The following is a 26,341-nucleotide window of genomic DNA, read 5'->3' on the forward strand; positions in this document are numbered from 1 at the left end:
CGTTGGCGATCGTGCATTCGACCGGCCAGGCCATCCATGTGATCGTGGAGTCGGTGATGTCCATGGCAATCTCGCCCGTGCGCTTGACCTTGTCACTGTGTGAAGGCCTTCACTGGCTCTCGGAGGTGGTCCCCATCAACCCGACACACAGGAATCCACAGGACACGCGGCTGCTCGACGCACTTGCCGCAAGGAACTCCTCGACGCGGCTCGCGGCGGCTCTGGCCCTCGGCACGCATCCCGAGCCCGGTTTCGTCGATGCGCTGGTAGCGCGGTGCGCGATCGAGCCGGACTTCTTCGTGCGCGACATGCTCACCTGGGCGCTGACCCGTCTCCCGTCGGAGATCACGGTTGCGAAACTGCGCGCGGAACTGCGTTCCGAGCGCGCGCAGGCCCGCAGCCAAGCGTTGCACACGCTGTCCAAGATCGGCGACCCGAGCGCGTGGTCGGCGATCACGCGGGCGTTGTTGCACGATGCCGATGACGAGGTCGCGCGGAGTGCATGGCGCGCTGCCGTCGTTCTGGTGCCCGATGGGGAGCGGGAACGGCTGGCCGCGGAACTCGCCGGGCAATTCGGTCGCGGCCACCGGGAGGTACGGCTGAGCCTGAGCCGTGCTCTGGTCGCGCTCGGCGAGGTGGTCGAGCCGGTCCTTCGGACGGCATTGGCAAGTCACGACCCGGTGGTACGTGCGCAAGCCGGCGCCACGGAGCGGCTCTTGCGCGACCCGGATGCCGGATTCGACCTTGCCGTCGATGAGGCCAGGCGGGTCCTCGCGCTCGGTCCGGACCGGGAGGAGACAACGGCATGCTGATCGGCGAGGTGGCGCGCCGCTCGGGGGTGAGCGCCCGAATGCTCAGGCACTACGACTCCCTCGGGCTGGTGCGACCGACCGGCCGCACCGTGGGTGGCTACCGGGAATACTCTCCCGAAGACATCCGCAGGATTCTCCATGTGGAGGGGCTGCGGTCGCTGGGACTGTCACTGAGCCAGATCGGACGCGCTCTCGACGATTCCGGATTCAGCGCGTCCGCACTGGTCGGCGATCTCATCCGAAAGACCGAAGAACGGCTGAACCGGGAGCGGGAACTCCTCGAGCGGCTCCGGACCGTCGATGCGGCCGAGCCCTCCGGCTGGCACGGCGTCCTGCGCATCATCGAGCTCCTACACGGACTCGGTTCGGAGAGTGCCGCCCGGCGGCAGCAGGCCGTTCTGGCCCCGGCCGAGGATGTATCGATGCCCGCCGAGCTGCTGGCCGAGGCGGTCCTCACCGAATCCGATCCGAACGTGGCCGGGGCCCTGCGGTGGGCCCTCGCGCGGGCCGGCGGTGACGGTGTGGCGAGCGTGGCATCCGGCATGGGCTCGGCAGACGTCGACGTCCGGCGACGCGCGATCCTGGCCATCGCCGAGCTGCCGGGCAGCGAGGCGACCGCGGTGCTCACCGACGCGCTCGGTGACGCGGACGCCACGGTCCGCAGAACTGCGGCTCTCGCACTGGGTGCGCGCGGCGTGACCCAGGCGGTGCCAGCACTTCTCGGCACGGTGATCGAGGGCCCGAACGATGTCGAGGCGGCCGAGCTCCTGGGAACGTTGGCACGCGACGCCAGTTGGGCCGACCGGATCATGAGTGCGCTGGTAGACGAACTCACCGAACGAACAGCGGACTCGGCGGCGCGGATCCGGCTGACCCAGGCACTCGCCGAGATGCCGGGCACCATCGCGCTGGACACTCTGCGACAACTGACGCACGACGATGACCGGGCCGTGGCCCTTATCGCCTCGACCCTCGTGGAGCGGATCGAGGAGCGTCCGGACAGCGAAACCTGAGACACCGCAGGTAGGTCACGACCCCTCGCCGGGGGGCTGCTGCAGTAGGCGTGTTTGCAGCGCCAGATACAGCAGTGCCGCGTCGGCGGGCACTGCGAACACTGAGCCGGTGAGCTGTTCTATTCGCTTGAGACGGTGCAGCACGGTATTGCGGTGCAGGTGCAGGTGCGCGCCGACGGCCGATGTAGAGCCGCCGAGCTCGTACCAGGCCAGGGCAGTCTGCACGAGCGCGTTGGCGTCGGTGGGGTGGAGTTGGTCGAACGCGGCGAGCGTGTCCGAGAAGATGCCCGCGGCCAGTGCGGGGTTCGCTGCTATCAAGGCACGTGCCGGCGATGAGGCATAGGTGTGGATTCCGGTGTCGGTCGGGCTCAGGCATCGGAAGGCGAGGCGCGCCTGGTCCAGCGCTGCGGGAGCGGAGACGAGGTCGGTGAAGGGTTTGCTGGCGCCGGCTCGCGTCCTTGCGGCGCGCAGAGCGTGGTCGAGTTTCGCTGGGGTGTCCGCGGTGACGAGGGTGATCCAGTCGTCGGCGAGCAGGGTGCGCACGGTGGTCACTGCGGTTGCGGCGAAGCGGATGTCGCCGATCAGGACGACGAATGTGGCGTGGGCGGGCAGGCGCATTCTTTTGCCCAAGTTCGCCCGCTGCGCCGTGGGGAGGTCGGGATCGAGCAGTGCCAGCAGCAACCGTTGATCGGGCTGGTCACCACCGGCAACCACGGTTCGTCGATAGGTGTCGGCCGCCGCGATGGAGTACTCGTCGACGGTGGCCCATACCCGGGTGGACAACTTGGGCAGGGCGGGACGTTCTTCGGGCCGAGCGCGTTCGACGATGACATCCCAGAATGCCAAGCCGGCGACGCGGAAGGCGTGCAGCAGACTGTCCAGTGGGATGCCTCGCTCGGCCTTGAGGCGTCCGGCTCGGTGCGCAGGTTCGAGCGAGTACTCGTGTCCGGCCATGGCATCGAGCAATGCGGCGAGGCTGTCGGTGACGAGATCGGTCAGTTCGGGGTGACCGAGCGCAGCGTCGCCGTAGTCGGCTTCATCTTGTTCGATTCTGGCGGTTGCCATCTCAGAGATCGCGGCCAGATCGGCGCGCAACTCGTGTAGGAGGCGCTGGTGCTCGGTGTGGGTGTCCTGGGTCACTGCCGCCCAACTTAGCCTCCGTTGTGCGTGCGCACAACGGCGGTTCGAAGTGGTTGCGTGTGCCCGTCGCCACGGTCGAGGACCTTTGGCGACACTGAATTCCCCTGATCCGCACGGATGGAGTACACCGTGACCACAGCCCCACAGCACAGCCCCCCTGACGAGGTTCTTGGCGACACCGAGATCGCTGCGTTGGACCGCGCAGTCGAGCAGTTGCAGCGCGGTGCCGAGCGTTGGGCGCGACTCGGTCTCCCCGATCGCGCGGTTCTGATCGGACGCACCCGCGTTTCGATACAGGCGAACGCCACGCGCTGGGCGCGGACAGCCGCAGTCGCCAAGCGCACACCGGCTGGGTCGTGGGACGGCGAGGAATGGATGTCGGGCCCCTACGTCGCGCTGGCGAACTTCGGCGCGGTGGCCCGAGAACTCGAATTGCTCGCCGCCGGTAGGTCGTCCGTGGCTGGGCTGCGGACCGGAACCGCGCCCGGCGGGCGAACCACACTGCAGGTCCTGCCCGCCGATATGCGGGAGTCGATACTGCTGCACGGCTTCTCGGCCGAGATCTGGATGCCGCCAGGAGTTACCCAGGAGCAGGTGCGCGCGACGGCGGGTCTCGGTGCGAAACGGGCCGGTGGCGGCGCGGAGATAGGACTGGTCCTCGGCGCCGGCAATATCAGCTCGATCGGACCGCTGGACATGTTGTACGAATTGGTGGCCCACAACCGGGTCAGCATTCTCAAGCTCAACCCGACCTTCGCCGCCCTGCTGCCGGTGCTGCAGGACGCGTTCGCGCCGCTCATCGAGTTCGGCGCGCTGCGCATTGTCGAGGGCGGCGCAGCGGTTGGCGGCTATCTGGCGCAGCATCCCACGATCGCGCACGTGCATATCACGGGCAGCGCTGCCACCCACGACGCAATCGTCTGGGGTGTCGGTTCGGACGCACCGGCTCGGCGGGCCGCCGGCACACCCCGCCTGACCAAGGAAATCACCAGTGAACTGGGCGGGGTTTCGCCGATCATCGTGGTTCCCGGCCGGTGGTCGAAGGCCGATCTGCGCTACCAAGCCGAGCACGTCGCGACCCAGCGGCTGCACAACGCGGGCCATAACTGCATTTCGGGGCAGGCTTTGATCCTCTGTAGTGACTGGGATCAGCGGACGCAATTCCTCGACGCGCTGCGCGACGTGCTCGACGAGCTCCCTGACCGCGCGCCCTGGTATCCCGGTAGCGAGCGCAAGTTGGCGCTCGCCGAGCACGCCTACCCAGCCGCCGAACGTCATTCGGGGCGGCTCCTGGTCGAGGTCGACGCGTCGACTTCGCAGGACTTGTTCACCACCGAATACTTCGCTCCGGTGCTGGGACACACCGCCATACCCGGCACCGGAGAAGCCTTTCTGCGCGCTGCGGTGGCCTTCGCGAACGAACGGCTCTACGGCACCTTGGGCGCGAGTCTCATCGTCGCGCCCGCCGACCGCGCGGCCATGGGACGAGAATTCGACGAGGCCATCGCGGAACTGCGCTACGGCACGATCGGCATCAACGTCTGGAGCGCCATGGGATTCCTTGTTCCCGGCCTGCCGTGGGGTGCCTACCCCGGCCACACTCTCGATGCCGTCGGCAGCGGTATCGGCGTGGTCCACAACGCGCACCTGATCGACGGTCCCGAGCGGGCCGTCCTCAGCGGCCCATTCCGGCCCTTCCCGCGCTCGGTCGCCAACGGCGAGTTCGCACTCTCGCCGAAACCGTCCTGGTTCGTCACCGCCAAAAGCGCTGCGAGTACCTCCCGAAAGCTGACCGGCTATGCCGGACGGCCGAGTTGGCTGCGACTGCCCGGCATCATCGCCTCCGCCTTCCGGGCGTGATGGCTCCCGCCCATTGCACCAACGAATGGAGATGGCCAACGACGTAGCCGCACCTCGTTCAGAGAGATCCCCCGCAGAACACCTTCCAGGTCACATAGACAAAATTACGATCGGAGTTGCTCATCATGACCACTGCCACTCGCGAACTGTTCGAGCGCTACCACGCCTGCTGGGAAGACCGCGACGCAGACCGAATCGTCGAACTCCATACCGACGACTCGGTGTTCCACTTGCACTCGGGGCAGGAACCAGCCCGCGGGCGGGCGGCCATCCGCGAGGCCGCTGCCGCGAGTTTCGCCCTGGTTCCCGACCTGACCTTTCACTTGGTCTCGCTACGCGTCGGGGAGGATTTCTGGGCGGTGCAGTTCCAGCTGACCGGAACCTCGGCAACCGGCAATCCCGTGTCCGTCGACCTCGCGGACTATGTTCTCGTCGAAAACGGCGCGGTCAAGGAGAAGCACTCCTATGTCGACGGGGTCGCCATGCAGGCCGCCTTGGGATGAACACCCGCTCGATGTCGGTCCACCCCTCGGACAGACAAGCTTGTGCCTCAACAGGATCGGCATAAGTAAAGGTGCCCCGCCCGCGAGGGCGGGGCACCTGCATGCACCCGAGTCGGCCGTCGCGATCGGCCGCTTCGACACCGACGTCGACGTCATCGTCTCAGGGGTGGGCTTCGGCGGTGGCCTTCAGGTCCTTCAACCAGGCTTCGAGACCTGCTCCGAGGAAAGCGGTGGAGGTGGATATGTCGGCCTCGACCTGTGCGCCGGTCCAGTTCTCTTCGGTGCGTACCAGCACACCGCCGTCGACCTCGGTGAAGTTCCAGACGTGGACGCCGTTGTCGATGCGCAGTCCGTCGCCGATCGCCGGTCCGCTCCACCGGATGCAATTGCCCTGCTGGAGTTGCTGGACGGAGGACGTGATGGTCAGGGTGGTGGCAGGGGTTGTGGGGGTAGCGGGCGCCGGAGTCGTCCACTGGAACTGCGAGCCCTCCCGCAGTGGTCCCTGATCCAGACGCTTCATGCTGGTGACGGGCTGCTGCCACGAGGGCCAGCGTTCCACGTCGGTATGCAGTCCCCAGATGGTGCTCAGCGGGGCCTTGATAAAGGTCTCGGTCCGGTACCGGATCCGGGCGGTGTCATCGATGCCTGCCCCTTGGCAGGTCAGCGGAGCCGGGTGCACCCCGGTGGTTGCTGCGGCCTGGCCGGAGCCGCCAGTGCGTGTGTCGTTGTTGTCGCTGCTGCACGCCGCAACAGAGGTCAGTACCGCGGCGGCCAGTGGGATCAGGAACAGGGCAGTGCGCGTACCGGACCGGCGGCGGGGGGTTTGCGGGGTGTTGGCCATGGCTGCTCTCCTCGTTCAGGGCTCGAGCCGACTGCTGTTAGTGCTACTCGATTTAGTTAGAACCTATAACCAGAAGATGTGAGTGTCAATAAAGAAAGTGATATGGTCTAACTCGTTGCCGCGAAGCCTGAGAGGAGGCGGTTGATGGGAGCTGGTGGGACCAGTTCGCGAGAGCGCTATCGGGCCCAAGTGTGCGACGAAATCAAGCAGCACGCCTGGGCGCAGATCGCCACGGCGGGCGTATCCGCGCTGTCGCTCAACGCGATCGCCAAACGCGTGGGCATGAGCGGCCCCGCCCTGTACCGGTACTTCGCCAGTCGCGACGAGTTGATCACCGAACTCATCCGCGACGCCTACCGAAGCCTTGCCGACGCTCTGCGGGCGGCGTTCGACTCCGGTGCCGACGTGACCGGGCTGGCCTTCACCGTGCGGGAATGGGCCTTGCAGGATCCGCAGCGGTACTTCCTCATCTACGGCACACCTGTCCCCGGCTACCACGCACCCGAGGACACCACCGAGATCTCATCCAGCATCATGACGGTGCTGATCGACGCTTTCTCCGCGCTGACCCCGGAAAAGCCGGCGACGCCGTTCGACGCCCACCTGGAGCACCACCGCCGATGGGCCGACGGCCACTCGGTGTCGGCCACGACTCTGCACCGTGCCGTGTCGTTTTGGACCCGCCTGCACGGCGTCCTCTCACTCGAACTCGCCGGCCACTTCACCGGAATGGAGTTCGATCCCGCCCTACTGTTCGCTGACGAACTGAACACCCTGCTGACCCCGTGACCGGCGGTCCGGCAGCGGCTGCAGCTGCACGATCGCCTCGAATCCGGTAGACGCGTGAGTCGGCGGTTGGTGGCGCCGACCCGCGCGCCCATCGCGTCTGGGCCGGCAGTCGATCAGGCCGGATCCAGTCCCGCGAGTCGTGCCGCGGTCAGGGCGACGTACAGCTCGGCGGCGGCTTTCGGATCCGAGCAGCGGCGGTCGGTGAGGGTCTCGATACGGCGCAGGCGGAAGTGGATGGTGTTGCGGTGGTAGTGCAGGCGTTGCGCGACTTCGGTATTGGAGCCACCGCATTCGAACCAGAGGGCGAGGGTGTCCAGGAGCGTGTCGCGTTCCTCGGGCGGCAGTTCCAGAACGGGGCCGAGGATATCGTCGGCCAGCTCTCGTGACGCGGACGGGGCGTGCGCGAGCACGAGCGGGATAGGGGTGCTGCCGTAGGCGGTGACGGTGGCGGCACCCGGCGGTGCGCAACGTCCGGCGAGTTCCGCCTCGCGCAGCGCGGTACTGGCGAACCCGGCGGTCGGGAAGGGGCGGCTCAGGCCGATGCGGCCCGTGGCATGGTCGCGCATCCGCGCGAGTACCCGATCGAGAGCGTGCGTTGCGGCCAGGCTGAGCAGGCCGATCCGGGCACCGGCTTCGCTGATCCAGATCGATTCGACGGACTCGGCGCGCAGTCGGTCCTCGATGCCGAACAGTGGCTCCATCAGGTTGGGATCGGCTTCGGCGTGCACCACGATGAAGTTGCCCAGCGGCGGGAGGTGAAGTGCGCGAGCGATATCGCGTTGGGTCGGATCGTCGGCATCGCCGTCGAGTAGCTTGCGCAACATCGCACGGCGTTCGGAATCGTCACGGCGGACGCGTTCGGCCAGATAGTCGCCATACGCATCGGCGGCCGCGCCCGAATAGTCGTCGATGATCCGCCACATTTCCGACCCGAGCTGCGGCAGCACATCGAGACTCTTGCCCGTCGCCGTGACGAGCGCGCGTTCCCACAGCAGCCGTCCGGCCAAGCGATACGCGTGCAGTACCGCGGCGAGGGGCACACCGAGTTCGGCCTTGAAGCGGCCGGCCACGGTAGCGGGTTGCAGTCGGCGCCCGATGCTTCCGGAGAGCTGACCCAGCACGGCGACGAGGTTGTCGCGGACGACTACACCCAGCGCCATTTCGGTGAGAGCTGTTGATTCCGCGTAGGCGTGGTCGCCGGTGCGAATTCGGCCGACGAGTTCGGCGGTGAGGTCGTCGACCTGCGCCAGCAGCGTGCGGGCCACTGCGACGGAATCATTCGTGGGCGGCTCGGTCAGCACGGTCATGGTCTCGATCGTAGGCATTCGCTCTGGATCGGCTGTGTGCTGGAGCACAGTGGGCGGCCGGGATCGGCAAACCCGCGCACATGGTGGACGGTCGCATCGAGCACGCAGTATCGACGGTGACAGTGACCGGGGTCATAGCTCCCCGATTTCAAGGTGATTCGAGAGAGGTGCCGACTGTGTACGACTATGTCGTCGTAGGCGCTGGATCCGCTGGATCCGTGCTGGCCAGCCGATTGTCCGAGGACCCGCGAGTCCGGGTGGCCCTGGTCGAAGCCGGGCCGCGGGACACCGTGGACGAGGTCCATCTGCCGATCGCCTTTCCATCGCTGTTCAAGAGTCCGCTGGACTGGGATTTCGACACCGAACCGGAAGCCGGGTTGTACTCCCGTCGCGCCTATCTGCCGCGGGGGCGCGTGGTCGGCGGATCCAGTTCGATGAACGCGATGATCTATATCCGCGGGGCGCGTGCCGACTACGACGGCTGGGCCGCGGGCGGCGCCGACGGATGGAGCTATGACGAGGTACTTCCGTACTTTTTGAAGGCCGAGGACAACGAACGCGGCAAGGACGCCTACCACGGCGTCGGCGGACCACTGACGGTGAGTGAGAGCCGATCGCAACATCCGCTGGGCGATGCGTTTCTGCATGCCGCCGAACAGGCCGGTCACCTCCGCAACGACGACTTCAACGGTGCGAGCCAGCTGGGCGTGGGCCGCTATCAGGTGACACAGCGCAATGGCATGCGATGCAGCGCCGCCGTCGCCTATCTGCACTCGGTCGCGGACCGTCCCAATCTGACCGTGCTCACCGACGCGCTAGCGCACCGGGTCGTGTTCGAGAACGGCCGCGCCACCGGTGTGGTCATCGGCCGGGGCCCGAGCACGGAGGTGATCCGCGCCGGACGCGAAATCATTGTGACCGCGGGCGCATACGGATCGGCGCAGCTGCTGCTGCTTTCGGGCGTCGGTCCGGCCGCACAGCTCTCGGCGTTCGGGATCGAGGTGGTTTGCGACCTGCCGGTCGGGCAGAACCTGCAGGACCACCTGTCGGTGTTTCTCAACTACCGCACCGATCACGAGTCGCTGATGACCGCGCTCACTCCGGAAAACCTCGGCCTGCTTCAGGAAGCCGGCCGAGGACCGCTGACCTCCAATATCGGTGAGGCAGGCGGATTCCTCGAGACTCGCAGCGGACTGGCCGGGCCGGATATCCAGTTCCATATGGCCCCGGTGCTGTTCCACGGCGAGGGCATGGGTGCCGCCACCGAACACGGCTACGCGTTCGGTCCATGTCTGATCAACCCGACCAGCCGCGGTGAACTCACCCTGCGCTCCGCGGCCCCCGGCACTGCGCCGCGCATCCGCCACAACTATCTCGGCACCGAAGCAGACCGCGCCAGCCTGATCGCCGGTCTGCGCAGCGCGCTGGAGATCGCCGCCCAGCCCGCGATCCAGGAGCTCACCACTGGCGAATTCCTCACTCCCGCAGGCGATTCCGATGACGAGCTGCTCGACTTCGCGGCCCGCACCGCGCAGACGCTCTACCACCCCACATCGACCTGCGCGATCGGCGCCGTCGTTGATCCGCGATTGCGCGTGTTCGGCGTGCGCGGTCTGCGCGTGGCCGACGCGTCGGTCATGCCGTCGGTAGTCCGGGGCAATACCAATGCGCCCACGATCATGATCGGCGAGAAGGCTTCGGTCATGGTCCGCGAGGACGCCGAATCGGAAGGAAACCGAGCATGACCGCAACCGTCACGGCAACCATCGACGCCGCCGTATCCGCACTGAAAGGCGGTGAAATCCAATGGTCTCGAACCGATTTGGCCGCCCGGCGTCGACTGCTGGAGCAGATCCATGCCAATACGGCGCGGCATGCGCAAGAGTGGATCGAGGCCGCGGCGCGGATCAAGAAGCTGACGGCGGATTCGCCTCTGCTGGGTGAGGAATGGGTCAGCGGACCGTACTCCCTGCTCACCGGTGCCGCCGCACTCGCGGAATCCCTGCTGGCGCTGGAGCAGGGGCACAGCCCGGTCGACGGATACCCGATGCGTCCGGCACCCGGCGGCCGTACCGCCGTCGATGTGTTCCCACACGGCATATTCGACGCCTTGCTGCTCAATGGATTCCGTGCCGAGGTCTGGTCGCGGCCGGGCGTCGACGCCGAATCGGTCCGCGCCCGTGCGGGACTGGGCCAGCGCACGCCTACCGATACCGGCGGTGTCGGTGTGGTGCTGGGTGCGGGCAATATCTTCTCGATCGCCCCGCTGGACGTGCTGTACCAGCTGTACGCCGACAACCGGGTAGTGGCGCTGAAGCTCAACCCGATCACCGATCCGCTGCTGCCGGTGCTCGAGAAGATCTTCGCTCCCATGATCGAGCGCGGTTTCCTCCGGCTGATCACGGGTGGTCCGGAGGTGGGATCGGCACTGGTGAACCACCCCGGGGTGGACGCCGTGCACATCACCGGCAGCGCGCTCACCCATGACGCCATCGTCTTCGGTACCGGAGCCGAGGCCGAGCAGAACCGGGCGGCGAACACGCCCAAATTGACCAAGCCCATCACCAGCGAGCTCGGTGGTGTCTCGCCCACAATCGTGGTGCCGGGTCGCTGGTCGCGCGCGGACCTGCGCTTCCAGGCCGAACACCTGGCCACGCAGCGGCTGCACAACAACGGGTACAACTGCATCGCCGCTCAGGTAGCGGTGGTCTCCGCGGACTGGCCCCAGAAGGAACAGTTCCTCGCCGAACTCCGCGCGGCACTCGGCCGTGCGCCGCAGCGGCCCGACTATTACCCCGGATCGGCGGACCGTGTCGCGGCCGCACGCCGGACCTATCCGCAGGCGCAGGCGATCGGCGCACGCACACTCATCGAGGGCATGGCACCGGACCGCCACGAACCCGCGCTGCACACCGAATACTTCGCCCCGGTGCTCGGCGTGCTCGAATTGCCCGGCGCCCCGGCCGAATTCCTGGCGCGGGCGGTTCGGGTGTGCAATGAGGAGATCGAGGGCACGCTCGGCGCGAACATCCTCGCCCATCCCGCCACGATCAAACGGCTCGGTGAACGGTTCGAATCCGCGGTGGCCGAGCTGCGCTACGGCACCATCGCCATCAACGCCTGGACCGGCCTGGGGTATCTCACCGCCCGCGCCTCGTGGGGCGCGTTCCCCGGGCACACATTGGCCGATATCCAGAGCGGAATCGGCGTTGTGCACAACGCATTGCTGATCGCCGAACCGGAACGAACCGTGGTCCGCGGCCCGTTCCGGCCCGCGCCGCGGTCGCTGCTGCACGGGGAATTCAGTCTCTCGCCGAAGCCGCCGTGGTTCGTCACCAACCGCACCGGCGCCACGACCCTGCGGCGCCTGACCGACTTCGCGACCAAACCCCGCATCGCCGCCCTGCCAGGGATTTTCGCCTCGGCGCTACGCGGCTGAGGACAGCGGTCGGCCGGGCCGGGACATGCTCCGGCCCGGCCGTCCGCGTACCCGGAAACACCGCGACTTCCTGAGAAAGACCAGCACACAATGACTTACAACGACCACGACCTGCCGATGCCGAGCACGATGCAGGACGAACCGCTCTCCTTGGCGACCCTGCTGCGATACGCCACCACCGTGCATGGCGACGCCACCGTCCGCACCTGGACCGGTAGCGGCTCGCGGGTGCTGACCTACCGCGAACTCGGTGCGCAGGCGGCTCGGCTCGCCCATGCGCTGACCGCGCTGGGAATCGGCCGCGGCGACCGGGTCGGCACGTTCATGTGGAACAACAACGAACACCTCGTCGCTTACTGTGCGGTGCCTGCCATGGGCGCGGTACTGCATACCCTCAATATCCGGCTCTTTCCAGAACAGATCACCTATGTGGCCAACCACGCGGCGGACCAGGTGGTGATCGTCGACGGTTCGCTGGTGCCCGTCTTCACACAGGTGCTGCCGACGCTGCGGACCGTCCGCCATGTCATCGTCGCCAATGGCGACGCCAGCGCGTTGCATGCACCCGAGGGTGTCGCGGTACACGAACTGGACACGCTGCTCGCCCAGTACCCGCCCGTATTCGACTTCCCGGTGCTCGACGAGCGGTCCGCCGCCGCGATGTGCTACACCTCCGGCACCACCGGCGACCCGAAAGGCGTTGTCTATTCGCACCGTTCGAACTGGTTGCACTCCATGCACGCGTGTACCGCCGACGGCATGGGCATCCGGGCGGGCGATCGGGTACTGGCGATCGTGCCCATGTTCCACGCCAACGCGTGGGGCCTGCCCTATGCGGCGCTCATGGTCGGCGCGTCGCTGGTGATGCCCGATCGATTCCTGCAGCCGTCGCCGCTGCTCGAGCTCATGGCAGCCGAACGGCCCAGTTTCGCCGCCGCTGTTCCGACGGTGTGGAACGGCGTACTCGCCGCGGTCGATGCGAGCCCACGTGACCTCGGCCATCTGCGGGCGGTGGTGGTCGGGGGCTCGGCGGTACCGGCGCAACTGATGCGGGCCTTCGAGGATCGCCACGGTGTACGCATCATCCAGGCCTGGGGAATGACCGAAACCTCGCCGCTGGGCTGCGTCGCCTGGCCCCCGCCGGAAACCGAAGGCGAGTCGGCCTACGCCTACCGGGTCACCCAGGGCCGCTTTCCCGCTTCCGTGCAAGCGCGCCTCATCGGCGACGACGGCACGGAGTTGCCGCGTGACGGAAAATCGGTGGGTGAACTGGAGGTTCGCGGTCCCTGGATCACCGCCTCCTACTACTCGCCGGGCGCGGACGCGGTCGGCTCCGACGCGTTCCGCGCGGGCTGGCTGCGCACCGGTGACGTCGGCACCATCACTTCGGACGGCTACCTGACTCTGGTCGATCGAGCCAAGGACATCATCAAGTCCGGCGGCGAATGGATCTCATCGGTCGAACTCGAGAACGCGATCATGGCGCACCCGGATGTCGCCGAGGCCGCGGTGTTCGGGGTGCCCGACGAGAAGTGGGACGAGCGTCCCGTCGTCGCCGCCGCGTTGCGCACCGGAGCCGACGTCGACGCCGGTGCGCTGCGGGCGTTCTTGGCCGACAAGGTGGCGCGATGGCAATTGCCCGAACGCTGGACATTCGTGTCCGAGGTGCCCAAAACGAGCGTGGGCAAATTCGACAAAAAGGTCCTGCGTGCCCGCTACGCGGCAGCTGAACTCGAGATCGTGGTCTCGGATTCCGTTACCACGCAAAGGAGTTCGTGAGTTCAGTCGATCTTGGCCATCACATGCTTCACGCGGGTGTAGTCCTCCAGCCCGTACATCGACAGATCCTTGCCGTGCCCGGACGACTTGAACCCGCCGTGCGGCATCTCGGCGATCAGCGCGGTGTGCGTATTGATCCACACGCTGCCGAAGTCGAGCGCGGCCGATACGCGCAGCGCCCGTGACACATCCTTGGTCCACACCGAGGACGCCAGCCCGTATTCGACGCCGTTGGCCCACCGGATCGCCTCGTCTTCTTCGGTGAACGACTGCACAGTGATCACCGGGCCGAAGATTTCGCGCTGGCTCAGCCGGTCGGACTGCCGCAGACCGCCGATGACGGTCGGCTCGACGTAGTACCCGTGGTCGCCCTGGCGGTGCCCACCGGTCATGACCGAAGCGTGATCGGGTACCTCGTCGAGGAAGCCGAGCACCCGCTGTAGTTGGTTGGCGTTATTGAGCGGTGGCACCCAGGCGTCCTCGTCATCGGTGGTCCTGCCGAACGTCGTTGTCGCATTTCCGGCCTGTTCGGCCAGCGCCGCGGTCAGGTCATCGGCGACCGACGCGTGACCGAGCACCCGGGTGGCCGCCGTGCAATCCTGTCCGGCGTTGAAATAGCCCGAGGCCGCGATACCCACGGCGGTTGCCGTGATATCGGCGTCGGGGAACACGATGACCGGCGCTTTGCCACCCAACTCCAGATGCGTGCGCTTCAGGTGGGCTCCGGCCGACTCCGCGACCGCACGGCCCGCGGCCACCGAACCGGTGATCGACACCATCTGCGGGGTCGGATGCGCGACCACCGCCGCACCGGTCACCCGGTCACCGGTCACCACGTTGAGCACGCCCGGCGGCAGGTGCTTCGCGGCCAGTTCGGCCAGCATCACCGTGGTCACCGGGGTGGTGTCGCTCGGCTTGAGCACCACGGTATTGCCCGCCGCGATCGCGGGCACGAACTTCCAGATGGCCATCATCATCGGGTAATTCCACGGCGTCACCTGCCCGATGACGCCGACCGGCTCCCGGCGGATCCATGAGGTATGGCCCGCCAGGTACTCGCAGGCCGACTTGCCCTCGAGTACTCGTGCCGCCCCCGCGAAGAATCGGGTCTGGTCCAGCATCTGCGGGATCTCCGCGGCCGCGGTGACATGGTTCGGCTTGCCGGTATTGCGGCCCTCGGCCTGGACCAGCGCGTCGGCGGCATTCGCCACCTCGTCGGCGAAGTCCAACAGCGCCTTCTGGCGGTGCGACGGCGTCGTGCGTTTCCAGTCGCAGAACGCCCTGGCCGCGGCCGCGTACGCGTTGTCTACATCCTGCTCATTGGACGCCGGGGCGGTGCCGTACTGCTCGCCGGTGGCGGGGTCGACGAGTGCCATCGTCGCACCGCTTACCGAGTCGACGAGCTTGCCGTCGACGAAGTTCTGGACCACTGTCATGATGCCTCCTCGCTTGCTCTGTTCAGCGGCCTTTCTTTGGCTGGAACGTTTCATCCCCCCTTGTCTATGTTGACGCAGCGTGCCGCCAAGATCCGCTCGTTCGATCTCGATGCGGGCGCTATTCGGCTCGAGTTCTTCGAGCGTCCGCGACTAGAACTTGACGTTGAATTCAAGTTCATGTCGAATATCGAGTGAGACAACCCGCCTGTGGGGTTGTGCGTCTACTCGGGGCGAGTGGGTTGTCGGGTCGAGGATTGGCTACGTACCAGGGAGGAGTTCGAGGGTGATGAGTGAATGGCAGGCGGCGAATCCGCAGGTCGTGCAGGCTGTTGCGGCAGTGGTGCTCGGCATGCCCGCAGCACGGCATCTGGGCTTTTCGTTCGGCCGAGTGGCGCCGGGGGAGGTGGAGATCGTGCAGCCGTATCGCATCGAGCTGACCGAGCACAACGGCAACTTCCAGGGTGGCGTGATCGGCTCACTCGCCGACTTCGCCGGTGGCTCGGCCGCGGGCACTTTGCTACCGCTCGGGTGGGTGAACATGACGGTCGACTACACCGTCAAACTGCTCGCACCGGCGCGCGGCGAGAAACTGGTGGCGCGTGGGCGGGTCGTAAAGCCCGGCAAGGCGATCACTGTCGCGGCCGCCGACATCTACGGCGTCGACCAGGGCGAGGAAACGTGGTGTGCCACCGCATTGGTCACCATGCGCAACATCGAGCTCCCCGCCGCTGACAATCTGTCCGCCGCGAGTCGCGACGGTTCGTGATGGCTGCACTCGATCCGTTCGTCATCGACGGCGGACAGCGCCTCGGCGATGCGAGCCTTTTCCGGAGAGATGCATTCGGCCATGTGTGAGACCCCGAAGCCCGCGAAATCGCCGATTCCGCAGGTATTGACATGAGTCCGTACGAGATCGACATCCTGGAATTCGCCACCGAATGGGCCCCGTACGGCGGCAACGACGAAGAGGCTTACGTCCGGTTCGGCCTCACCACCAGAGAATTCCACACCCGCCTGATCCGCCTGCTCAACTCCCCGGCCGCCCGTGCCCTGTGCAATTCAACCATCGCCGAACTCCGCGACCAGTGCATCGATCGCTTGTCCAGACCTTCCTGACCCTCCACGCCAACTCCAGAGGCGGTTCCAGCACGTCAGCGGCCAATTTTCCGAGAATTGGAATTTCGGCACACCGATATCGGCTCAGCCCCTAGCCTTGATGCGTCAGGTTTTTCCAGTACGGCTCGACAACAACTGTCCGTGCGGAGTGGCACACCGCCACCCGCCTCGAAGTTGGGAGATGAACCGAATGGATAACAGAGACATTCTCGACGCATTCAAGGCCATGGATCGCGACCGCGATGGCTTCGTCAGCCGCGAAGAGTTCTTCGAGCACTACGAGAACCAGGGCAAGCATCCCGAGGATATCGAGGCCCTGTTCGACAGGATCGATATGGACGGCGACGGCAAGATCATCGAGCACGAGTTCCTGGCCGCCGCGGCCGGCGGCCGTATCTGAGCGAATCCGGCTGATGCGCGGATCGGTCCCGGGAGATGACTCCCGGGACCGATTTCTTTTGTCCAGACGCCATTGCGCGCTGCCCGCCAACCCGCGCGCCGCCGATACGCCGTAGTGCGGTCAGTACGTGGTTCCCATTGCCGAACGGACCTCGTCGAGGGTGCGGTCGGCGATTTCATTCGCGCGGGCATTTCCGGTACGGATAACGGTGCGGATGAAGCCGGGGTCGCGGGCGAGGTCCAGTCTGCGCTGGCGGTGTGGTGCGAGGAAGTCGTTGACCGCGTCGGTGGTGAGCTTCTTGAGGCCGCCGGAACCGGCGTCGCCGATCTGGTTCGCCAGGGTGTGCTCATCGGTGCCGGAACACAATGCGGCGGTGGTCAGCAAGGCGGATACGCCGGGGCGGTGTTCGGGGTCGAAGGTGATGGTGCGCTCGGAGTCGGTCGGGGTGCGGCGGATGAGGGTGGCGGTTTGGTCGGCGGTCATGGCGAGTGTGATCGCATTGCCGTAGCTCTTCGACATCTTTCGGCCGTCCAGACCGGGTACTTCGGGTGTCGAGGTGAGCAGGGCTTGCGGCTCCGGAAAGGTCCGGCCGTAGCGCTCGTTGAAGCGGCGGGCGATCACCCTGGTCAATTCGATATGCGGCAGATTGTCCTTGCCGACGGGGACCAGATTGCCCTTGCAGAACAGGATGTCGGCGGCCTGATGGACCGGATAGGTCAGCAGGAGTCCGCTCAATGCGCGCCCGGCCGCGGCGTGTTCGGCCTTGACCGTGGGGTTGCGGTGTAATTCGGCCTCGGTGACCAGGCTCAGGAAGGGCAATATGAGCTGGTTCAGCGCGGGGATTGCCGAATGGGTGAAGATCGTGGCCCGGGTCGGGTCGATGCCAGCGGCGAGATAGTCGAGTACGGCGCCGTAGACGTTGTCGCGGACCGGACCGATGCCGTCGCGGTCGGTGATGACCTGGTAGTCGGCGAGGATGATGAACGTCTCGACGCCCAGGTCGTGCAGCCGGACGCGTTCGGCGATCGTGCCGAAGTAGTGACCGAGATGCAGCGGACCGGTCGGTCGTTCGCCGGTCAGGACCCGGTATCGGCTGGGATCGGTGGTGACGGCGGCAGCGAGTTCGTCACTTCGTTCGCGGGTGGTGGCGTAGGAATTCATTGCTCGGCTCCTGGACGGATGGTCTGGGGCCGTACGAAACCTCGTTCCGCGCAGGAACATTCACGGGCTGCGTACAGCCCGTGGACATGGTTAATCGGGCTGCGAAGGCAGCCGGCGCCATGTCTGTCGGAGGTTGATCACCGGTCGACGATAGCAACGACGACCGACGGTGTGCCAGGAAATTCTTCTGGGGCCGGGCGCCGTTGACCAGCCCCAGAAGAGGATCAGCCGGCAACAGCCTCGCTCGGATTCGCGCGCTCGGCGATATCGGCGATCAGGGTGTTGAAGCGGTGGGCGGCCTCGATATTGCCGAGGTGGCCGGTGGGCCAGACCTGGTAATCGGCAAGGTGACCGGCGCGGGTCAGCGCCTCGACGATCGGGCGGGACATCCGCTCGGGCAGCAAGTGGTCCTCGGCGCCCGCGATGACGGTGGTGGGAACCGTCAGGTGCGCGGCGGCATCCCCGAGGTCGAGGTCGGCGAGGGCCGCGGCGTGCAGGCCGCGGGTGAGCGGGCGACACGAACGGATGATGCCGAGTGCGAAATCCACCTCGTCGCGGGTGGCGGGCTTGGACATCACGCGGGCCTTGAAGACCGCGCTGACCGGCCAGCCGCCGGGCAGCGGAACCGGTGCGGCGAGTGCGGTTTCCGCGATGACGAGCGGGACGCGCACAGTGGCGCCGAGTACCGTCACCGGCCGACTGGCCATCATGAGCGGCTTATTGAACAGCGGCAGCAGATCGGTTTCGTAGCGAATATCGCGGGCCGCGGTGTTGGCCAGGAGGACGGCGCTGGCGCGTCGGGTGACCTGTTCCGGATAGCGAGACGCCCACGCCTGCAGCGTGATTCCGCCCATGCTGTGACCGACGAGCACGGCGCGCTTGCCCAATGGCAGCGTGGCCGCGAGGACGGCCTCGAGGTCGTCGGCCAGGGTTTGCGCGCCCGGCCCGTTGCTGCCCAGGGTGCTCTCACCGTGGCCGCGCTGATCGTAGGCGAGGACGCGGTAGCGGTCGGCGAAGGCGTTGATCTGCGGGTTCCAGTACTCGATGCAGCAGCTCCAGCCGTGGATCAAGACGATGATGTCGCCGTCGGCGGGGCCGTAGGCGTGGACCCTGAGCTTGGCCCCGTCCCCGGTGGTGACCGGGATGACCTCGGGGGCGGTGGCGGGCTTGTTCAGCGACGCGGTCCGGTAGGTACGAGACCGAAGTCCAGCACGGTAGGCGGCGGTCAACGGTTCGTCTCCGCGCATGTCCGCCAGCGTCCTCATCGACTTGACCAGCATTCGGCACTCCTTTGTGTCAGCCGCCACAGTACAGTGCAAGCTGAGTGCTTGCTAGTGCTAGCGCTCCATGGCGGAAATCCTGGCTCTATCGGGTGGATACCCGAAATTAGGTCGGCCAATAGTGCGTGTTAGAAGAAACATCGGGCTCGCGTAACTTCTTCCTGGATATCGCCCGGTACCGCCCCGCTCGTTACTGCTCTCGGCGGCTCGGCGCTGCGCCCAATTCCCCTGTGTCAGCGGCGATCCCGGCCCCAAAGGTCACGAAACGGCCACACCCCTCGGCAGGATCGGCCGACTACGGGCGCGGATCCCGGCGAGGGGTGTGGGAGAGAGCTCAGCTGGGGGAGAGGAACTCGGCGATATCGTCGGGCATTACCAGGCAGACCTGGTCGTCCGGATGGAAATCGGTGGGGATGTCGCGGCGGTTGGGGGCGCGGACGAAAACGACAACGGAGGATCCGTCTCCGGGGTCTATTTCGACTGCGACCGAGCCGGAGAAATCGCTGTCCGGGGCTGCGTACCAGTGGCCCACATGCCCGAATTCGAGCCTGCGAGCCGCGCTGACCCCGAATCCTTCGAACCGGGTAACACCAGCGGCGTCCACGTGGAGAAATTGTACTCTAGCTGCGGAAACGCCGGAAAGTAATGAAAAATGTCGGTGGGCGGCGGCAATACCTTGCGATTCGCCCGACCCGAATCGTGAACGCCCCTGGCCCAGAGTCGGTTGTGGCGGCGGCGGGTCGGCCGCGACTACCGTTGATCCTTGTGGAGATGAGGCAGGCAGTTTCGGAACCGGTCGCGGAGCCGGTGGCGCATGCGGACCTGGCAGCGCATCCGGAATCGGCGGAGCGGGCGAAGCGCACCGGGCTGCGCGCCATGGGATGGCCACTGGTCGCGGCGGGCATCGGCATCGGCGCGGCGGCCCTGCTGCATTTCCGTGATCCGCACAGCGAAGGCTCGTACGGAATCTGCCCGGTCTACGCGCTGACCGGGTTCTACTGCCCCGGCTGCGGTGGCATGCGGGGTGTGCACAATCTGACCGACGGCCGGATCCTCGATGCGGTGCACAGCAATCTGCTCGTGCTGCCGTTGGTCCTGGCCTTCGTGCTGTGGATCGGTGACTGGTCGCTGCGGGCCTGGCGTGGGGAGCCGATGCGATTGCCGCGGATCAGCCGCACCTCGATGTGGGTGTTCATCGCGCTGCTCATCGGCTACACGGTGCTGCGGAATACGCCGTGGGGGACCTGGCTGACGCCGGTGTGACGTTATGGAATCGCTGAAGGACAGGGTGCGAGCGAAGCTCTTGCGTCAGCTCGCCGAGGACGGTGCGCTCGACCAGGAACAGGACGATCCCCGCCTGATCTCCGTCGTAGCCGATCTCGACGCCCTGAACAGCGTCCCGGACGGCGATCCCCTCGTCGAGGAATTGGCCACGCGCTACCTGGTGTTCTGAGGGCGCGTCAACGCGATGTCGAATTGGCCTGTCCGCCGATGGGCGGCAGTTGCGGCAGCGGTTCGGACAGCAGCCAGGCATCCCACAGCGGCCGCAGCGGCACCAGGCTGTAATGGCCGGCCAGATCGGTGAATTCCTCGGTGCTGACCGAGGCGTGACGATAGCGAATCGTCCACTCGCGCACCAGATCCCAGAAGGCGGGCTCGCCGAGCTCCAGGCGCAGTGCGTGCAGGGTGAGCGCGCCGCGCTTGTACACCCGATCATCGAACATGCGCTGTGGACCCGGATCGCCGATGATGATGTTCTGCGGTTCCCTGGACAGATTGTGTCGGGCGGCGCGCGCCAGCTGGTCGGCGGTCGGCCCGCCCGCGGCCTCCGACCAGATCCATTCGGCGTAACAGGCGAAGCCTTCGTGTAGCCAGATATCGCGCCACTGCCCGATGGTGAGGCTATTGCCGAACCACTGGTGCGCGAGTTCGTGTGCGACAAGGCGTTCCGCGCCGCGGCGGCCGTCGCAGTGATTGGCGCCGAAGACCGAGATGCCCTGGGCCTCGATCGGGATTTCGAGTTCATCGTCGGTGATGACGACGGTGTAGCCGTCGAAGGGATACGGGCCGAACTTCTCGATGAACAGCTCCATCATCTTCGACTGGCGGGCGAAGTCGTGTTCGAAATTGGCGCGCAGCCGGGCCGGGGCGACGGCCTGCATCGGCACCGAACCGTGCGGGGCATCGAACCGGTGCTTCCGGTACGGCCCGATCTGGATGGTGGCCAGATAGCTCGACATCGGCTCGGGCTGTTCGTAGACCCAGGTGGTCTGGCTCGCCTTGGTCTGCTTGCGGACCAGGGTGCCGTTGGCCAGCGCGTAGTACGGGGTGTCGGTGGTGATCGAAATTTGGTAGCTGGCTTTGGAGCTCGGGTGATCGTCGCAGGGGAACCAGGATGCGGCGCCATTGGGCTGGCTGGCGACCAGGGCGCCCTCGGTCAGTTCCTCCCAGCCGACCTCACCCCACGGCCCGCGCACCGGCCTCGGCACGCCCGCATAGTGCACGACCAGCCCGAGCAGTCCGCCCGCCGGAATCCGATGCTGCGGGGTGATCACCAGCTTGCCGTGCTGATGGATGTACTTCGCGGGCTTGGCCCCGTTGACGAAGACCTTGGCGACGGTGAGCGCTTGGGACAGATCGAGTGCGAAACGATCACGCACCGCGGTGGTCACCGCGGTGATCGAGGCCCGGCCTGCCAGGCGGTTGCTGGTGACCCGGTAGGTGAGCTCCAGTTCGTATCGCGATACCCGGTAGCCCCGATTTCCGTTCTGCGGTAGGTATTCGTCGATGGGCTCTTCGTAGAACTTGCCCCGCATCAGTTGGCCGCTCCGACCTCGCTCGGCCTCGGCGCCGCACTGGACCACGGCGCGATCGGATTTCCCCACCAGCGAGTGGACGCGGGCACGGTGTCACCCCGCATGACCAGCGACGCGGGGCCGATGGTCGCGCCGTCGCCGATGCTCGCGGCGGGCAGCGCGACACAGTGCGGTCCGAGGGTGGCACCGGCGCCGAGGGTGACGGTGTCCATGGCCATGATTCGATCGTGGAAGAGGTGGGTCTGCACCACACAGCCCCGTTCCACGGTCGCGCCGTCACCGAGTGTCACCAGGTCCGCCTCCGGTAGCCAGTAGGACTCGCACCATACCCCGCGGCCGATCTTCGCGCCGAGTCCGCGAAGCCACAGATTCAGCACCGGGGTGCCGGTCGCGGCCCGCGCGAACCAGGGCGCGGCAACGGTTTCTACGAAGGTGTCGGCGACCTCATTGCGCCACACGAACGAACTCCACAGCGGATGTTCCTCGGCGCCGATCCGTCCGACCAGCAACCACTTCGCGACGACCGAGCTGGCGCCCGCGATCGCGCCAGCGGCCAGCAGCACCACACCGCTGAGCAGCGCGGCGGCCAGATAGCCCACTGATTCCGCGATCCAGGCGAGCGTGAAGAGCACGCCGAGGCCGATCGCGAAGGTCACCAACACCGGTATCAGCCGGCAGGTTTCGACGATGCCGCGGAAAACCTTGAGGCGCGGGGGCGGATCGAAGGTGCGCTCGGTATCGCCGGTCTCGGAGGCGCGGCGCAACCTGACCGGCGGGCTGCCGAGCCACGACGAACCCGCCTTGGCCTTGGACGGCGCGGCCGAGAGCACCGCGACCAGACCGTTCTTCGGCACCCGCCGACCGGGCGCGGTCATTCCGGAATTGCCGAGGAACGCGCGCTTGCCGACCTTGGCATCGCCGATGCGCAGCCAGCCGCCGCCGAGTTCATAGCTGGCGATCATGGTGTCGTCGGCGAGGAACGCGCCGTCGGCGACGGTGGTGAACTTCGGCAGCAGCAGCACCGTGGAGGCCTCCACGCTCTTGCCGACCTTCGCGCCGAGCAGCCGCAGCCACAGCGGGGTCAGCAGGCTGGCGTAGAGCGGAAACAGGAAGGTGCGCGCCGAATCCAGCAGGCGCTCGGTGGCCCAGGCCTGCCAGCCGACCCGGCTGCGGACGGGGTGATGGCCCTCGGTGAGTCCGATGCTGAGCAGTCGGACCGCGAGCACCGTCGTCACCGCGTAGACGGTCAGACTGAGCAGGGTGGCCACGGGCAGGATCGCGAAGCCGCGCCCGAGCGCGCCCGCGAGCGTGGTCGCATCGCGGATGAACCAGGCGATGAACGCGCCGCCGGTGGCCAGGCCGAGAATGGGCATGGCCGCCAGGGCCATCGAGGTCACGCCGAAGATCGCGACCCAGTGTGCGGCCCTGGCGGGGGTGTTGTCCGGCCAACGGTGCGGCGCCTTGCCGACCTTGGTCGCTGGCGAGCCGGCCCACTCCTGTTCGGCCTTGACCTTGCCCGCCACCGAGGAGCCCGGTGCGATCTCGGCGTTCTTGCCGATTTTGCTGCCGGGCAGCAGGATCGATCGCGCGCCGATCACCGCGCCGGGGCCGATGGTGATCGGCCCGATGTGCACGACATCGCCATCGATCCAGTAACCCGAGAGGTCGACCTCCGGTTCCACACTGCAGCCGTCGCCGAGTTCGAGCATGCCGGTGACCGGCGGCAGGGTGTGCAGATCGATACCGGTGCCGATCTTCGCGCCGAGTGCCCGCGCGAACGGCACCATCCACGGTGCGCCGGAAAGGCTTTCGGCGCCGCTGGCCTCGGACAGCCGGACCGCGGCCCACAGCCGCAGATGTACCGAGCCGCCGCGTGGGTAGCTGCCCGGCGCGACGCCGCGCAACAGCACCCGCGCACCCGTCGCGCATATCGCCATGCGACCCGGCGGGGAGATGAACAGCAGGAAGGCGGCCAGCGTCCACCACCACGACAGATGCGGCAGCCACGGCAGTGAGCCGGACCAGCCCGCGATATTCCCGACAATGGCCAGCCAGGTGAGCCACTGCATGCCGGTGAGGGTGCTCAGCGGGACGGTGGCGAGTACCTGTGTCCACTGGGCGCTGCGCGGGGTGGGACGCACGATGCGGGTTTCGACCGCCTCCGATGGTGCGGTCTCGTCCAGTAGTTCGGCGAGTGCGCCGAGGCGGGGATGGTCGTACAGGTCGGCGACGGCGATGCTCGGATAGCGTTCGCGCACGGCGGTGACCAGTTGGGCGGCCGCGAGCGAGCCGCCGCCGAGGTCGAAGAAGTCGCTGTCGGGGCCGGTGACCTCGGCGCCGAGAATCGAATCCCACAGTCCGGCGATCCATTGCTCGGTTTCGGTGAGATCGGCGCGCGGGGCGTCGATGTCATTGGGCAGCGGCCACGGCAGGGCGTTGCGGTCGACCTTGCCCGACGTGCGGGTCGGCAGGTCGGCGACGATGGCGAGCCTGGGGACCAGTGGGGCCGGGAGTTGTTGGGCGAGTTGGGCTCTGGCCGCGGACAGGTCGAAATCCGGTGCGGTACCGGTGAGATAGCCGACCAGGATCTTGTTGCCCGCCTTGGTGGAGCGGATGGCGGCGGCGGCTCCGGTGACACCGGGCAGATGCTGCAGCGCGTTATCGATCTCGCCGAGTTCGATGCGGCGGCCGCCGAGTTTGATCTGATCGTCGGCGCGGCCGAGGAAGACCAGACCTTCGTTGTCGTTGCGGACCAGATCGCCGCTGCGGTAGGCCCGGTCCCAGCCGAGTGACGGTAGCGGCGCGTATTTCTCGGCGTCCTTGGCCGGGTCGAGATAGCGGGCGAGGCCGACGCCGCCGATCACGAGTTCACCGGATTCGCCCTCGCCCACCGGATTGCCGTCGGCATCGACGACGGTCAGATCCCAGCCGTCGAGCGGGAGTCCGATCCGGACCGGGAAGCCGCCGTCGAGCAGGGCCGCGCACGCGACCACCGTTGCTTCGGTGGGGCCGTAGGTGTTCCACACCTCACGCTCGGCCTCGGTACGGCCTGCGCCCGGCCCGGCGTGATCTGCTTCCTCATCCGGGTCCGTCGCTCGCGCCGCGGACCGTCCGGCGAGGCGTTCGGCGAGTTCGGGCGGCACCGCCTCGCCACCGAAGATCAGCAGCCGGACCGGGTCGAGCGCCTCGACGGGCCAGGTCGCGGCCAATGTGGGCACCGTCGAGACGATGCTGATCGCGCGGCGGACCAGCCAGGGGCCGAGATCCGCGCCGGTGCGGACCAGGGCGCGCGGCGCGGGCACCAGGCAGGCGCCATTGCGCCAGGCCAGCCACATCTCCTCACAGGAGGCGTCGAAGGCGACCGAGAGTCCGGCCAGGACCCGGTCGCCGGGGCCGATCGGGTCATCCTGGAGGAACAGACGTGCTTCCGCGTCGACGAATGCCGCGGCATTGCGGTGGGAGACCGCGACGCCCTTCGGGGTTCCGGTGGATCCGGAGGTGAAGATGATCCACGCGTCGTCGTCGGTGGTGGGTCGAACGGTCGATTCGACTGCGGTCGTTTCCGAGTGCCGATCGGTCCGTTCGGCGGCCGCGACCGTCGGTTCGATGCCCTCGGCCGTCGCGATGGCGGTAACTCGGGCTTCGCCGAAGACCAGTCGGGCGCGCTCCTCCGGGTCGTCGGCGTCCACCGGGACGTAGGCGGCGCCGGCGTAGAGGATGGCCAGGATTGTGACGTATAGCTCATGCGAACCGGACGGCATGCGGACGCCGACGCGGTCGCCCGGGCGCACGCCCGCGGCGATCAATCCGACGACACCGGCGTCGATCTCGGACAGCAGCTCGGTGTAGCTGAGCACCACGCGCCCGTCATCGATCGCGGGTGCCTCGGGGTGGGCCTGTGCGGTGCTGTTCAGAACGTCGACAAGGGTCCTGGCCTGCGGCGCGAGTGCGGCGCGTAGCAAGGGGTGCGGCGTCGGGAGTCCGGTCGCCTGGTCCTTGCCCGCCGCGGCGTCGACCTGCGGCTGCAGCATTACGTCGTGCCCACCTCTCATAGACCTGCCTAGCGCTTTCCCCGTTGTTGTTTCACGAGATGGTTACCAGTGGGCAAACGCCACGGTGACCAACTGTCTACGGTACCTGCGGTATCGGCATGTTGTCGTAAACCGAACCGGGTGGTCGGTTGATGGATGCGGGCTCAGATGTCTTCGCCGAGCGCCTTCAGGGCCAGGCGGTGCAGAGTGCGCCGCTCCTCGTCGTCGAGCCGGTACAGCACCCGCTCGGCGGCCTGCTCGATGAGTTCATCGGTCTTGCGGCGCTCGGCCCGTCCGGCCTGGGTGATGGACAGCCGGTACTTGCGCCGGTCCGTCGCATCGCGGGTGCGGACCACGAATCCGGCGTGTTCCAGACCATCGATCAGCCGCACCACCTCGCTGCGATCGATGCCGAGTGCGGTGGAGACCTGCTGCTGGGACAGGTCGTCGAACTCCTCCAGGCAGACCAGCACCCAATGTTCGCGCAGGGACGTGCCCATTTCGGCATGTACGGCCTTGTGCAGCTTGCCGAGCGCATAGGTCGGGAAGCGGAGCAGGCCGCGGGGGTGGATGTGGTCGGCGGGCATTCGGTAATTGTATCTATTGTTGACGCACCAG

The 26,341-nt window shown here is 67.1% G+C and carries 24 protein-coding genes; 14 read left to right on the top strand and 10 right to left on the bottom strand.

The window, feature by feature from the left end; genetic code table 11:
• The first annotated feature begins 125 nt into the window (after positions 1 to 125).
• Complete coding sequence (locus ACQP0C_RS02575) at positions 126 to 812, top strand: HEAT repeat domain-containing protein (protein ID WP_433734402.1); 687 nt, start codon at positions 126 to 128, stop codon at positions 810 to 812.
• Entirely contained in the window at positions 806 to 1,825 is a 1,020-nt protein-coding gene (locus ACQP0C_RS02580) for a MerR family transcriptional regulator (protein ID WP_433730178.1), read from the top strand. The genes ACQP0C_RS02575 and ACQP0C_RS02580 overlap by 7 nt, the downstream gene beginning before the upstream one ends.
• 15 nt (positions 1,826 to 1,840) lie before the next feature.
• On the opposite strand, the gene ACQP0C_RS02585 is transcribed toward ACQP0C_RS02580, so the two are convergent.
• Positions 1,841 to 2,965: a helix-turn-helix domain-containing protein gene (locus ACQP0C_RS02585; RefSeq protein WP_433730180.1), complete on the bottom strand. Its 1,125-nt coding sequence runs from the start codon at positions 2,963 to 2,965 to the stop codon at positions 1,841 to 1,843.
• A gap of 129 nt (positions 2,966 to 3,094) precedes the next feature.
• Between ACQP0C_RS02585 and ACQP0C_RS02590 the strand changes: the two genes are divergently transcribed.
• Both ACQP0C_RS02590 and ACQP0C_RS02595 read left to right on the top strand, forming a co-directional pair.
• Entirely contained in the window at positions 3,095 to 4,825 is a 1,731-nt protein-coding gene (locus ACQP0C_RS02590) for an aldehyde dehydrogenase family protein (protein WP_433730182.1), read from the top strand.
• Positions 4,826 to 4,950: 125 nt separating this feature from the next.
• Positions 4,951 to 5,328, top strand: coding sequence for a nuclear transport factor 2 family protein (locus tag ACQP0C_RS02595; protein ID WP_433730184.1), 378 nt, complete (start codon positions 4,951 to 4,953; stop codon positions 5,326 to 5,328).
• Positions 5,329 to 5,488: 160 nt separating this feature from the next.
• Here ACQP0C_RS02595 and ACQP0C_RS02600 read toward each other — a convergent pair whose 3' ends face one another.
• Entirely contained in the window at positions 5,489 to 6,169 is a 681-nt protein-coding gene (locus ACQP0C_RS02600; protein WP_433730186.1) for an SRPBCC family protein, read from the bottom strand.
• A gap of 144 nt (positions 6,170 to 6,313) precedes the next feature.
• Between ACQP0C_RS02600 and ACQP0C_RS02605 the strand changes: the two genes are divergently transcribed.
• A complete protein-coding gene (locus ACQP0C_RS02605) occupies positions 6,314 to 6,958 on the top strand; it encodes a TetR/AcrR family transcriptional regulator (RefSeq protein ID WP_433730188.1) in 645 nt (214 codons plus the stop codon).
• 113 nt (positions 6,959 to 7,071) lie between these two features.
• Here the strand turns inward: ACQP0C_RS02605 and ACQP0C_RS02610 are convergent, their stop codons facing one another.
• Positions 7,072 to 8,265, bottom strand: a complete 1,194-nt coding sequence (locus ACQP0C_RS02610; protein ID WP_433730190.1) for a PucR family transcriptional regulator — start codon at positions 8,263 to 8,265, stop codon at positions 7,072 to 7,074.
• A gap of 167 nt (positions 8,266 to 8,432) precedes the next feature.
• Between ACQP0C_RS02610 and ACQP0C_RS02615 the strand changes: the two genes are divergently transcribed.
• From ACQP0C_RS02615 to ACQP0C_RS02625, 3 genes are all read left to right on the top strand, one after another.
• Positions 8,433 to 10,010, top strand: a complete 1,578-nt coding sequence (locus ACQP0C_RS02615; RefSeq protein WP_433730192.1) for a GMC family oxidoreductase — start codon at positions 8,433 to 8,435, stop codon at positions 10,008 to 10,010.
• Positions 10,007 to 11,704 carry an aldehyde dehydrogenase family protein gene (locus tag ACQP0C_RS02620; RefSeq protein WP_433730194.1) on the top strand — a complete coding sequence of 566 codons (1,698 nt, stop codon included), beginning with the start codon at positions 10,007 to 10,009 and terminating at the stop codon, positions 11,702 to 11,704. Before ACQP0C_RS02615 ends, ACQP0C_RS02620 begins: the two co-directional genes overlap by 4 nt.
• 117 nt (positions 11,705 to 11,821) lie before the next feature.
• Positions 11,822 to 13,483 (top strand): long-chain fatty acid--CoA ligase, encoded by a 1,662-nt coding sequence (locus ACQP0C_RS02625; protein ID WP_433734403.1) that lies wholly within the window; start codon positions 11,822 to 11,824, stop codon positions 13,481 to 13,483.
• A gap of 2 nt (positions 13,484 to 13,485) precedes the next feature.
• Here ACQP0C_RS02625 and ACQP0C_RS02630 read toward each other — a convergent pair whose 3' ends face one another.
• Positions 13,486 to 14,919, bottom strand: a complete 1,434-nt coding sequence (locus ACQP0C_RS02630; protein ID WP_433730196.1) for a gamma-aminobutyraldehyde dehydrogenase — start codon at positions 14,917 to 14,919, stop codon at positions 13,486 to 13,488.
• A 60-nt stretch (positions 14,920 to 14,979) separates the two neighbouring features.
• Here ACQP0C_RS02630 and ACQP0C_RS02635 point away from each other — a divergent pair, with 60 nt between their 5' ends.
• The 4 genes from ACQP0C_RS02635 to ACQP0C_RS02650 all read left to right on the top strand — a co-directional run bounded on the left by ACQP0C_RS02635 (position 14,980) and on the right by ACQP0C_RS02650 (position 16,435).
• Complete coding sequence (locus tag ACQP0C_RS02635) at positions 14,980 to 15,114, top strand: hypothetical protein (protein WP_433730198.1); 135 nt, start codon at positions 14,980 to 14,982, stop codon at positions 15,112 to 15,114.
• A gap of 91 nt (positions 15,115 to 15,205) precedes the next feature.
• On the top strand, positions 15,206 to 15,685 hold the full coding sequence (locus tag ACQP0C_RS02640) for a PaaI family thioesterase (RefSeq protein WP_433730200.1): 480 nt from the start codon (positions 15,206 to 15,208) through the stop codon (positions 15,683 to 15,685).
• A gap of 131 nt (positions 15,686 to 15,816) precedes the next feature.
• Positions 15,817 to 16,035: a DUF3263 domain-containing protein gene (locus ACQP0C_RS02645; protein ID WP_433730202.1), complete on the top strand. Its 219-nt coding sequence runs from the start codon at positions 15,817 to 15,819 to the stop codon at positions 16,033 to 16,035.
• 190 nt (positions 16,036 to 16,225) lie between these two features.
• The gene (locus tag ACQP0C_RS02650; protein WP_433730204.1) at positions 16,226 to 16,435 is read left to right on the top strand and encodes an EF-hand domain-containing protein; all 210 of its coding nucleotides are present in this window, start codon (positions 16,226 to 16,228) and stop codon (positions 16,433 to 16,435) included.
• Between the two features lie 120 nt (positions 16,436 to 16,555).
• Here ACQP0C_RS02650 and trpS read toward each other — a convergent pair whose 3' ends face one another.
• The 3 genes from trpS to ACQP0C_RS02665 form a co-directional block, all read right to left on the bottom strand.
• Positions 16,556 to 17,596, bottom strand: a complete 1,041-nt coding sequence (trpS, locus tag ACQP0C_RS02655; RefSeq protein WP_433730206.1) for a tryptophan--tRNA ligase — start codon at positions 17,594 to 17,596, stop codon at positions 16,556 to 16,558.
• 224 nt (positions 17,597 to 17,820) lie between these two features.
• On the bottom strand, positions 17,821 to 18,876 hold the full coding sequence (locus ACQP0C_RS02660; RefSeq protein WP_433730208.1) for an alpha/beta fold hydrolase: 1,056 nt from the start codon (positions 18,874 to 18,876) through the stop codon (positions 17,821 to 17,823).
• Between the two features lie 334 nt (positions 18,877 to 19,210).
• Positions 19,211 to 19,480, bottom strand: coding sequence for a hypothetical protein (locus tag ACQP0C_RS02665; protein ID WP_433730210.1), 270 nt, complete (start codon positions 19,478 to 19,480; stop codon positions 19,211 to 19,213).
• A gap of 167 nt (positions 19,481 to 19,647) precedes the next feature.
• On the opposite strand from ACQP0C_RS02665, the gene ACQP0C_RS02670 reads away from it, so the two are divergent.
• Positions 19,648 to 20,139 carry a DUF2752 domain-containing protein gene (locus ACQP0C_RS02670; RefSeq protein ID WP_433730212.1) on the top strand — a complete coding sequence of 164 codons (492 nt, stop codon included), beginning with the start codon at positions 19,648 to 19,650 and terminating at the stop codon, positions 20,137 to 20,139.
• Between the two features lie 4 nt (positions 20,140 to 20,143).
• A complete protein-coding gene (locus ACQP0C_RS02675) occupies positions 20,144 to 20,329 on the top strand; it encodes a hypothetical protein (RefSeq protein ID WP_433730214.1) in 186 nt (61 codons plus the stop codon).
• Positions 20,330 to 20,336: 7 nt separating this feature from the next.
• Here ACQP0C_RS02675 and ACQP0C_RS02680 read toward each other — a convergent pair whose 3' ends face one another.
• The 3 genes from ACQP0C_RS02680 to ACQP0C_RS02690 all read right to left on the bottom strand — a co-directional run bounded on the left by ACQP0C_RS02680 (position 20,337) and on the right by ACQP0C_RS02690 (position 26,310).
• Entirely contained in the window at positions 20,337 to 21,692 is a 1,356-nt protein-coding gene (locus tag ACQP0C_RS02680) for a M1 family metallopeptidase (protein WP_433730216.1), read from the bottom strand.
• On the bottom strand, positions 21,692 to 25,723 hold the full coding sequence (locus ACQP0C_RS02685; RefSeq protein ID WP_433730218.1) for a Pls/PosA family non-ribosomal peptide synthetase: 4,032 nt from the start codon (positions 25,721 to 25,723) through the stop codon (positions 21,692 to 21,694). Before ACQP0C_RS02685 ends, ACQP0C_RS02680 begins: the two co-directional genes overlap by 1 nt.
• Positions 25,724 to 25,887: 164 nt before the next feature.
• Entirely contained in the window at positions 25,888 to 26,310 is a 423-nt protein-coding gene (locus ACQP0C_RS02690; protein WP_433730220.1) for a MarR family winged helix-turn-helix transcriptional regulator, read from the bottom strand.
• Between the last annotated feature and the right edge of the window lie 31 nt (positions 26,311 to 26,341).

The organism is Nocardia sp. CA-129566 (genome assembly GCF_050956075.1).
Classification (GTDB): Bacteria; Actinomycetota; Actinomycetes; order Mycobacteriales; family Mycobacteriaceae; genus Nocardia.

Excerpts from the sequence above, each read along its gene's own strand:
- ACQP0C_RS02580 (WP_433730178.1), top strand. The coding sequence starts at position 806 with ATGCTGATCGGCGAGGTGGCGCGCCGCTCGGGGGTGAGCGCCCGAATG.
- ACQP0C_RS02595 (WP_433730184.1), top strand. The coding sequence starts at position 4,951 with ATGACCACTGCCACTCGCGAACTGTTCGAGCGCTACCACGCCTGCTGG.
- ACQP0C_RS02600 (WP_433730186.1), bottom strand. The coding sequence starts at position 6,169 with ATGGCCAACACCCCGCAAACCCCCCGCCGCCGGTCCGGTACGCGCACT.
- ACQP0C_RS02605 (WP_433730188.1), top strand. The coding sequence starts at position 6,314 with ATGGGAGCTGGTGGGACCAGTTCGCGAGAGCGCTATCGGGCCCAAGTG.
- ACQP0C_RS02610 (WP_433730190.1), bottom strand. The coding sequence starts at position 8,265 with ATGACCGTGCTGACCGAGCCGCCCACGAATGATTCCGTCGCAGTGGCC.
- ACQP0C_RS02620 (WP_433730194.1), top strand. The coding sequence starts at position 10,007 with ATGACCGCAACCGTCACGGCAACCATCGACGCCGCCGTATCCGCACTG.
- ACQP0C_RS02625 (WP_433734403.1), top strand. The coding sequence starts at position 11,822 with ATGCCGAGCACGATGCAGGACGAACCGCTCTCCTTGGCGACCCTGCTG.
- ACQP0C_RS02630 (WP_433730196.1), bottom strand. The coding sequence starts at position 14,919 with ATGACAGTGGTCCAGAACTTCGTCGACGGCAAGCTCGTCGACTCGGTA.
- ACQP0C_RS02640 (WP_433730200.1), top strand. The coding sequence starts at position 15,206 with ATGAGTGAATGGCAGGCGGCGAATCCGCAGGTCGTGCAGGCTGTTGCG.
- ACQP0C_RS02645 (WP_433730202.1), top strand. The coding sequence starts at position 15,817 with ATGAGTCCGTACGAGATCGACATCCTGGAATTCGCCACCGAATGGGCC.
- ACQP0C_RS02650 (WP_433730204.1), top strand. The coding sequence starts at position 16,226 with ATGGATAACAGAGACATTCTCGACGCATTCAAGGCCATGGATCGCGAC.
- trpS (WP_433730206.1), bottom strand. The coding sequence starts at position 17,596 with ATGAATTCCTACGCCACCACCCGCGAACGAAGTGACGAACTCGCTGCC.
- ACQP0C_RS02660 (WP_433730208.1), bottom strand. The coding sequence starts at position 18,876 with ATGCTGGTCAAGTCGATGAGGACGCTGGCGGACATGCGCGGAGACGAA.
- ACQP0C_RS02670 (WP_433730212.1), top strand. The coding sequence starts at position 19,648 with ATGAGGCAGGCAGTTTCGGAACCGGTCGCGGAGCCGGTGGCGCATGCG.
- ACQP0C_RS02675 (WP_433730214.1), top strand. The coding sequence starts at position 20,144 with ATGGAATCGCTGAAGGACAGGGTGCGAGCGAAGCTCTTGCGTCAGCTC.
- ACQP0C_RS02680 (WP_433730216.1), bottom strand. The coding sequence starts at position 21,692 with ATGCGGGGCAAGTTCTACGAAGAGCCCATCGACGAATACCTACCGCAG.
- ACQP0C_RS02685 (WP_433730218.1), bottom strand. The coding sequence starts at position 25,723 with ATGCTGCAGCCGCAGGTCGACGCCGCGGCGGGCAAGGACCAGGCGACC.
- ACQP0C_RS02690 (WP_433730220.1), bottom strand. The coding sequence starts at position 26,310 with ATGCCCGCCGACCACATCCACCCCCGCGGCCTGCTCCGCTTCCCGACC.